Raw genomic sequence first — 8,840 nt, forward strand, 5'->3', positions numbered from 1 at the left:
GAAGAGGCTGAAACAAAAACCTAAGTGAGTTTTTGTTTCAGCCTCTTCTTTTTTTATAATATTAAATCCGATCCGAAATCTTATAAGGCTTCTGCACCGCATTTTTCTCATTATCATGACTGATGATGTCATCGGCCATAAAAATATCAAAATTTTGATTATCAACACCGTGCACGACTAATACGCGCTTATTGTGTTCTTTTTCTTTGTAAATCTGAGCAGTTTTAACTGCCTCATTGTGATCATGAAAGTTGCCAATTGAATCTCCTGGGTTGAAAAATACGATCTCATCCATTTGTATCTCTCCCTTCAAAACTTTTGTAATGCTAACTAAAGTATAACTTAAAATAATGGTAAAATAAAATTCGAAAGTGTTTTAATTTCCTGTTGTGCCGCTCTTGTTTAAGAAAGGTTTATACTACTGGTAGCGCAGTGTGTAATCTGATAAAATATAAAGCGTTATTAATTTCAAGGCTAACAAAGATAGATTTGAAAAAGGGGTATAAAATATGTGCGGATTTGTTGGTTACGTTAACCAAAAAGATGTTTCAGAAGGCACCATCAACAGCATGGCGGATCGGATTAAGCATCGTGGCCCCGACGACGAAGCTTATTTCTCCGACGACAATGTTTCGATGGGATTTCGCCGACTTTCAATCATTGATTTAGCACATGGCCGTCAGCCAATGTTTAATGCTGACCAAACTAAAGTACTGACTTTTAATGGTGAAATTTACAATTATAAAGAAATTCGCGAAGAACTACGCGATTTAGGCTACGTATTTAAGACGGACGTGGATTCAGAAGTCTTGGTTTATGGGTATGAAGAGTGGGGGCCAGCTTTACTTGACAAGCTTCGTGGCATGTTCGCATTTGTCATTTACGACAAGAAGAACAACGAAGTTTTTGGTGCCCGTGATCACTTTGGCATTAAGCCGCTTTATTACTATGATGACGGCGATACCTTCCTTTGGGGATCAGAAATCAAGGCATTTTTGGAGCACCCTAATTTCAAAAAGGAATTAAACCTCCAACTACTCCCAATTCACTTGAGTTTTGAGTTCATTCCATCTCGGGAAACCATGTTCAAACACGTTTACAAATTACTTCCGGGTCAATACTTCCTGCATAAGGACGGCAAGACCGAAACTCACCGTTATTACAAATTCAACTACGACAACATTGACAACAATCAAACTGTCGAAGGCGATGCTGACAAAATCGGCAAGCTGATTGATGATTCCGTGAAGGCTCATATGATTGCCGATGTTGAAGTCGGCAGTTTCTTGTCGAGTGGGATTGATTCAAGCTATGTTTTGAATGAGGCTGCCAAACTCAAGCCAATCCAATCGTTTTCAATTGGCTTTCACCACTCAAAATACAGTGAGTTGGCTTGGTCGACTGAGTTTGCAAAAACGATTAATCAAAAAAACACCCCAATTTACATGAACGGGGATGACTACTTCGACTTCCTGCCAACAATGATGTATTACATGGATGAGCCATTATCCAACCCGGCTGCAATTCAGTTGTACTATTTGTCGAAAGATACATCCAAACACGTTAAGGTTGCTTTGTCAGGTGAAGGCGCCGACGAGTTCTTTGGTGGTTATAACACTTATTTGGAAGCTATTCCGTTTGACCGTTATCAAAAATACGTTCCAAAGCCTGTTCGAAAAGGCCTAGCTGCGGTTGCCAAACGGATGCCTCGATTCCACGGGAAGCGGTTCCTGGTCCGTGGTGCTCAGCCATTGAGCGAACGATATTATCGTGTTAACTACGTCTTTAACTATGACGATCGCAACAAGGTCTTGAAGGATCCGTCAATCAACGTTGATTCTGGAGCCTACACGAAGCACATCTTTGATGATGTTGCGGGCAAAGATGAAATGACTCAAATGGAATACTTCGATATCAATACTTGGCTGCCGTTTGATATTCTTCACAAGGCGGACCGGATGAGTATGTGTAATTCGTTGGAAGTCCGTGTCCCATTTGTTGATAAAAAAGTGGCTGAGTTTGCTGAAACAATGCCTGTTCATACCCGAATTACCCCTGACGAAACCAAGATTGCTTTACGGACGTCTGCAGAACGCGAAATGCCCAAGAAGACGGCTTTGAAAGAAAAGCTTGGTTTCCCATCTCCAATTGCTAGTTGGATTAACGATCCCAAGTATCACGAACGGATCGTACGGGCATTTCATTCCGATACTGCGCAAAAGTTCTTTAATATCAATGAGTTGGATCGTTTGTTAAAAGAGCATGCAGAAGGCAAGTCCAACATGCAGAAGATCTTTACAATTTATACGTTTATTCTTTGGTATCAGGTTTACTTCCCAGAGGACACCACCGAAGAGACTGTTAAGCTGGTTCACCGAACCCAAATTTAGAAATATGCAATGAAATGGAAGGTGCACAAATTGGCACAAATTACTGTTAATGAGATTTTAACATTGCTCAATGAGCATCATTTACTGCTCGACAGTCAATTTAGCAGCTTAAGTTACTCCTTTGATCAGATTGCATATAACTCGAAGTTGGTTACGGAGAACTGTCTGTTCTTTTGCAAGGGGAACTTTAAAGCGGCTTATTTGGATGATGCCCAACGTCGTGGTGCAAAGGCGTATATGTCTGAAACGGCTTATTCCAACGCTGAAATTCCTGGGATTATTGTTAACAATATCCAAAAAGCAATGTCGCTCGTAAGTGCGGCATTTTTTGGGTTTCCTCAAAATCAACTGCCAACAATTGCTTACACCGGTACGAAGGGCAAAACGACGTCGGCATACTTTACCAAAGCGATTTTGGACCGAACATATCAGCGAAAAGTCGCCTTATCATCGACGATTAACACAGTTGTTGGGTTGGAACAAAAAGACGTGGTCAAATCAAATTTGACGACCCCTGAATCGCTGGATCTGTTTACCAATATGCATCGAGCTGTGGAAAATGGCATGAATCATCTGGTGATGGAAGTTTCGTCGCAGGCGTACAAGAAAAACCGGGTCTATGGGCTTCATTACGACGTTGGCGTCTTCTTGAACATTTCTCCGGACCACATTGGCAGAAATGAACATCCAACCTTTGCCGATTATCTTCATTGCAAGGAACAGTTGTTGGTGAACTCGGATACGTGCGTGCTAAATGCTGACGGGACCCACTTAACTGATATTTATTACACCGCTAAGGCGACCACACAACCCGACAATATTTATATTTATGGTCGTCAGCGGGCCGATCAGGAAACTGATTACCCAATTGATTTTGACTATCGTTCAGTGGAAGATTCATTGACCGAAAACCAAATTGTGTTAACTGCAATCACTGAAAAAGCAAAGCGACTTGGAATTGACGGGGTTTATCGGATCGGAATTCCCGGCGATTACAACGAGGGCAATGCGGTCGCCTCGGCTATTACGAGTGCCTTAATGGGTGCCAAGCCAGCCGATGTCGCTTACGGATTAGCCCACACCACGGTTCCCGGTCGAATGGAAATTTACCAAACTCAATCTCACGGAACGATTTACGTGGATTATGCCCATAATTATGGCAGTTTACATTCGGTTCTCGACTTCTTGAAGAAGCAGGCGCCAAACGGTAAGGTCATCGTGATTACTGGAAGTACCGGTGACAAAGGGATCGATCGCCGCGAAGGATTGGGAAAAGCCATTAGTGAATCGGCCGATCAAGCCTATTTGACGACCGATGATCCCGCAACTGAAGATCCCAAAGCAATTGCGGCAGAAATCGCGGATCATATTGATCAAACGCGGGTCAACCTTGAATATATCGCCGATCGAAAAGCCGCAATTACAAAGGCGGTTACTGAAAGCAAAAAAGGTGATTTGGTGGTCGTTGCCGGCAAAGGGCATGACAACTATCAAAAAATTAACGGTCAAAATGTGCCGTATGAGGGCGATGCTACCATCGTTCAAAATCTTGTGAAAGGACTCTAATAAATGAAAAATCAAAAAGTTGATTTTACCCCAGTTTTATTGGGAAGTGATTTCAATGCCTACGGAATGGCCCGAAGTCTCTATGAGATTTATCGTCGGCCGGTTAAGGCATACGCCCAAACCCAACTGGCACCGACTCGATTTACCAAAATTGTTGATTTGGAACTGATCCCCGGCTTTAGTGAGGATCCGGTATGGATCAACACGATGAAAAAGCTCAAACAGCGCTATGCCGACCATGAAGAACCGGTTATTTTAATTGGTTGTGGGGATGGCTATGCCGAGTTAATTGCCAAGCACAAAGCTGAACTCGAAGACGTATTTGTCTGCCCATATATCGATTACGACCTGCTTAAAAAGCTGAATGATAAAGAAAACTTTTATAAAATGTGCGATCAATACGATCTGCCATACCCGAAAACAAAAATTATTTCCAAAGCAATGTATGAATCCGGTAATGATATCGAGCAGCCATTTGGTTATCCCGTGGCATTGAAGCCGGCCAACAGCGTCGAATGGTTGGATATTCATTTTGAGGGACGTAAAAAGGCCTTTATCATTAAGAGCGAAGCTGAATTCAAGTCAGTCGTTGCCAAAAGTTACGATAACGGTTATACCTCAGACTTTATTCTGCAAGACTTCATCCCCGGTGATGACAGCAATATGCGGACGTTAAACGTCTATGTGGACCGTCATCACAAGGTTAAATTGATGTGCCTCGGCCATCCCTTACTGGAAGATCCTGCGCCCGCTGCGATCGGTAACTACGTGGCAATTATTCCGGAATTCGACCAGGATATCTATAACCGGGTTCAAACATTTCTTGAAGAAATTAATTTCCACGGATACGCCAATTTTGATATCAAATACGACACCCGGGACAACTCCTATAAGTTGTTTGAAATCAACCTCAGAACCGGCCGCAGCAGCTTTTTTGTTACACTTAACGGCCATCACTTGGCCGATTGGGTTGTTCAGGATTACGTCTTTGATTCACTCAACGATAAGCCAACGCTTTACGCAAACAAAGACCAAAGTCAATATTTCCTGTGGCTGGGTGTAACTCCCCAAATCTTTGAAAAATACGCCAAAGATAATGACAGTAAAAGACAAGCGATCCAAATGATCAGCGAAGGTCGTTATGGGGATACTTTCTGGTACGCAAAAGACAAGAATATCAAACGCTTTGCATTATATAAGTGGATGATGCACAATTATGCCAAGAGCTTTAAACGGTATTTTGTCGAAAAGTAAGGACTGATTGAAGTGAAAGACTTTTTTACGATCATTGGTGGAATGGGAACCGAAGCGACCGAAACGTTTATTCACATATTAAACGAACGAACGGAAGCGAAAAGTGACCAAGATTATTTGAATTATATTTTGGTTAATCACGCGACGATTCCTGACCGAACGGACTATATTCTCGATCATAGCAAGCCTAATCCGCTGGAACCTTTGGCTGCTGATATTAAGGAGCAAAGTCAGCTGCATCCGGATTTTTTTGCGATTCCCTGCAACACAGCACACTATTTTTTGAAGGAACTTCAGGCGTTAACGCCAATTCCGATTTTGAACATGCCAAAGGAAACGGTCAGTGCGATTAAAGAATACGCCCCCAATGCCAAACGGGTCGGTTTAATTGCCACCCAAGGGACGCTGCATGACCAAATTTATGATAACGAAATTATTAGTGCCGGTTATGAATTAGTGAAGCCGACTGAAAAAATTGCCGATCAGACCATGAGTTTGATTTATGATGATATCAAAGCCAAAAACTATGTCGATGAAGGTCTGTATCATTTAATCCTGTCTCAAATGGTTGAAACGCTCAAGGCCGACATCGTCATCTTGGGTTGCACTGAACTATCGGTTGCTCAGCAAAGAGCGGGTAATCATGACTATCCGGTCATTGATGCGCAAACCGTTTTGGCCGATCGCTGCATTGCCCTGGCAAAGGAAAAACGCGGCCAAAATAAATAGCCAACTTATTAATAGTTGACCAGTGTTTGAACCCAAATCGCAAGCAGTGTCGCCAGCAATAGCCACCACATGAGCTTTGGACTGTAATTCACATCTTGTTTTCTGCCATACGCAGTTTCTGAAAGGGCAATGACACCCAAGGTAACAAGGGCACCAATTACCACTAGTAACGGGTGACGGTGAAATGAACGAAGCGAGATGACCACTTGGCTGATGACAATGATCCAGTAAAATAATCTGGCGATCATCATCGAGTCAATGACGTGTTTTTTGATTGACCGGGTGAGTCCCCAGATAAAATTAATGAACAAAATTGCCCAGCAGCTATAGTTTAGAATAATCCACATCCCAATCACCTCTTACTGTTAAGTATTATGAATTTTGATCAAAAAAGCAATCTTTTCTAAATTTCTTTAGAGATTACAAATCTTTATGACAAAGATAATTTAAAATGATATAATTGTTTTTGTTATGCGGGTATAGTTTAGTGGTAAAACACAAGCTTCCCAAGCTTGCGTCGCGGGTCCGATTCCCGTTACCCGCTTAGTGCCGGTTTGATAGGTACTAGGACTGACAATAATTGTTGACATCAACTGTGTTAACAAGTTATTATACACAATGAACATTATATTTATTCAATGATAAAAGAACAGTAGCTGGTTACTGAATAGACAGCGATTCCGGGAGGGTGTGAGCCGGAAAGTTCAGTCAGCGAAGCGCGCTTTTTAGAATAATAATTTAATACTTTGAGTGGATACTTTTATCAAATAGAGTGGTACCGCGGGTTTACTCGTCTCTTGCAATTATTTTGTAAGAGTTTTTTTGTATATTTATAGACAGACGGAGGGAACATTAATGGACTACAAAGCACAGGTTACAAATTCAATTTTAAGTGTCTTAAACGACGAAATGTCATCAGCAGAGGTTTATGAAAAGCTTGAAAAGCCAAAGACGCTTCAAATGGGTGATTTGGCATTCCCCGCATTTTCATTAGCAAAAGTTTTCCACAAGGCACCTAATCAGATTGCTGAAGAATTGGTTGCTAAAATCGACCAGACTTCATACGAAAAGGTTGAAGCAAAGGGCGCTTACATCAACTTCTTCTTGGACAAGGGCAATTTCAGCAACGAAATTTTGAATGAAGTGCTTGAAGAAGGGGCCGCATATGGTCAAAATGACAACGGTAAGGGCGGTAATGTACCAATTGATATGTCATCACCTAACATTGCCAAACCCATTTCAATGGGCCACCTGCGCTCAACGGTGATTGGAAATTCAATTGCCAAAATTTTAGTTAAGAACGGTTATCATCCAATCAAAGATAATCACTTGGGTGACTGGGGAACACAATTTGGTAAATTAATTGTTGCCTACAAAAAGTGGGGCAATGAAGAAGATGTCAAAAAAGACCCAATCAATAACTTAGTTAAATATTACGTTAAATTCCATCAAGAGGACAAAGAACACCCTGAGTTGGATGATGAAGCCCGTGAAACCTTCAAGAAGCTTGAAGAGGGCAACGAAGAAGAAGTCTTCCTCTGGAAGTGGTTCCGTAAGGTTTCTCTTGAATCATTCAACAAGATTTACGAAAAATTGGGCGTTACCTTCGACACATACAACGGTGAAGCCTTCTATAACGATAAGATGGACGAAGGAATTCAGATCCTCAAGGATAAGGAATTGCTTCAGGAATCTCAAGGTGCTCAAGTTGTTAAGTTGGATAAGTATAATTTAAATCCTGCACTGATTTTAAAGAGTGATGGCGCAACGCTTTACATCACCCGTGATATTGCGACAGCGATTTATCGTGACCGAACTTATAAGCCTGCCATGAACTTGTATGTTGTTGGTTCTGAACAGACCTATTACTTCCAACAATTAAAGGCTGTTTTGCTCGAAATGGGCTTGCCATCAGCTGAAAATCTCCATCATATTCCATTTGGTCTGATCACCGTTAATGGTAAAAAATTGTCAACTCGTTCAGGACGGATCATCTTACTTGATCAGGTTTTGGAAGACGCCATTGACTTGGCTAAGAAGCAAATTGAAGCCAAGAATCCTGATTTGCCAAACAAAGACGAAGTAGCCAAGGAAGTTGGTGTCGGCGCCATTATCTTTGGCGATTTAAAGAACGAACGGACCAACAACATCGACTTTGTGTTGGAAGACCAATTACGCTTTGAAGGTGAGACCGGACCATACGTTCAATACTCACACGCGCGTGCTGAAAGCATTTTAAGAAAGGCTGGCGACATTGACCTTCATGGTGCCGACAAACGCCTTGATGACCCTGCAGCGTGGGAAACTGTTACTGCGTTAAAGGACTTCCCAACAGTCATCGAAAGTGCATGCAAGGACTTCGAACCTTCTGAAGTTGCCAAGTATGCATTGAGACTGGCTAAAGCATTCAATAAGTATTATGCCCACTCAAAGATTTTGGTTGAAGATGATCAATTGGGTGCCCGTTTGTCACTCGTCAAGGCAGTTTCAATTGTCTTGAAAGAATCACTTAACCTATTAGGAGTTAAGGCACCAGACGCAATGTAAATCACTGACGTTCAATTAAAAAGCCGAAGCAGTCTTGCTTCGGCTTTTTAATGTCCAAAATGACTTGTTTATGACCAAATGACGGCAGTTTCTTTAAGTCCTGGTTAAATTTATTCCGGTAAAAATCCGGCTTTTTCCAGATATGATACAATATTGAAGTATTCATCAAAGGAGTATCCGTATGAACAACAATTCAACCAAATCGTTCAGAAAATCGGTCGGTTCATTTTTTAAAAAGTTCAACCGGTTTTGTCGAAGATTTCATCTGGTTAAATGGCTGGTTGTTGTCTTTTTGAGTGTTTCGTTGGTAACCAGTACCTACATGGTATTTCTAGCCAAAACTGCCCATGTTCA

General features: G+C 41.7%; 8 protein-coding genes and 1 tRNA gene. 6 read left to right on the forward strand and 3 right to left on the reverse strand.

The window, feature by feature from the left end:
• Nucleotides 1-61: 61 nt before the first annotated feature.
• Nucleotides 62-295 carry a hypothetical protein gene (locus AB3112_RS05540; protein WP_057910466.1) on the reverse strand — a complete coding sequence of 78 codons (234 nt, stop codon included), beginning with the start codon at nucleotides 293-295 and terminating at the stop codon, nucleotides 62-64.
• A 214-nt stretch (nucleotides 296-509) separates the two neighbouring features.
• Here AB3112_RS05540 and asnB point away from each other — a divergent pair, with 214 nt between their 5' ends.
• The 4 genes from asnB to AB3112_RS05560 are packed head-to-tail and all read left to right on the forward strand — an operon-like array spanning nucleotide 510 to nucleotide 5,939.
• Nucleotides 510-2,390, forward strand: a complete 1,881-nt coding sequence (asnB, locus tag AB3112_RS05545) for an asparagine synthase (glutamine-hydrolyzing) (RefSeq protein ID WP_057910465.1) — start codon at nucleotides 510-512, stop codon at nucleotides 2,388-2,390.
• A 9-nt stretch (nucleotides 2,391-2,399) separates the two neighbouring features.
• Nucleotides 2,400-3,956, forward strand: a complete 1,557-nt coding sequence (locus AB3112_RS05550; RefSeq protein ID WP_367334083.1) for a UDP-N-acetylmuramoyl-L-alanyl-D-glutamate--2,6-diaminopimelate ligase — start codon at nucleotides 2,400-2,402, stop codon at nucleotides 3,954-3,956.
• A 3-nt stretch (nucleotides 3,957-3,959) separates the two neighbouring features.
• Complete coding sequence (locus AB3112_RS05555; protein ID WP_084975245.1) at nucleotides 3,960-5,210, forward strand: carboxylate--amine ligase; 1,251 nt, start codon at nucleotides 3,960-3,962, stop codon at nucleotides 5,208-5,210.
• 12 nt (nucleotides 5,211-5,222) lie between these two features.
• Complete coding sequence (locus AB3112_RS05560) at nucleotides 5,223-5,939, forward strand: aspartate/glutamate racemase family protein (RefSeq protein WP_367334084.1); 717 nt, start codon at nucleotides 5,223-5,225, stop codon at nucleotides 5,937-5,939.
• 8 nt (nucleotides 5,940-5,947) lie between these two features.
• Here AB3112_RS05560 and AB3112_RS05565 read toward each other — a convergent pair whose 3' ends face one another.
• Nucleotides 5,948-6,286, reverse strand: a complete 339-nt coding sequence (locus tag AB3112_RS05565; protein WP_367334085.1) for a YisL family protein — start codon at nucleotides 6,284-6,286, stop codon at nucleotides 5,948-5,950.
• Nucleotides 6,287-6,412: 126 nt separating this feature from the next.
• On the opposite strand from AB3112_RS05565, the gene AB3112_RS05570 reads away from it, so the two are divergent.
• Both AB3112_RS05570 and argS read left to right on the forward strand, forming a co-directional pair.
• A tRNA-Gly gene (locus AB3112_RS05570) sits at nucleotides 6,413-6,483 on the forward strand.
• Between the two features lie 311 nt (nucleotides 6,484-6,794).
• Nucleotides 6,795-8,486 carry an arginine--tRNA ligase gene (gene argS, locus AB3112_RS05575; RefSeq protein ID WP_084975251.1) on the forward strand — a complete coding sequence of 564 codons (1,692 nt, stop codon included), beginning with the start codon at nucleotides 6,795-6,797 and terminating at the stop codon, nucleotides 8,484-8,486.
• A gap of 1 nt (nucleotide 8,487) precedes the next feature.
• Here argS and AB3112_RS05580 read toward each other — a convergent pair whose 3' ends face one another.
• Nucleotides 8,488-8,652: a hypothetical protein gene (locus AB3112_RS05580; protein WP_179136568.1), complete on the reverse strand. Its 165-nt coding sequence runs from the start codon at nucleotides 8,650-8,652 to the stop codon at nucleotides 8,488-8,490.
• Nucleotides 8,653-8,840: the final 188 nt, after the last annotated feature.

The sequence above is a fragment of the Lentilactobacillus sp. genome (genome assembly GCF_040773105.1).
GTDB lineage: Bacteria > Bacillota > Bacilli > Lactobacillales > Lactobacillaceae > Lentilactobacillus > Lentilactobacillus parabuchneri.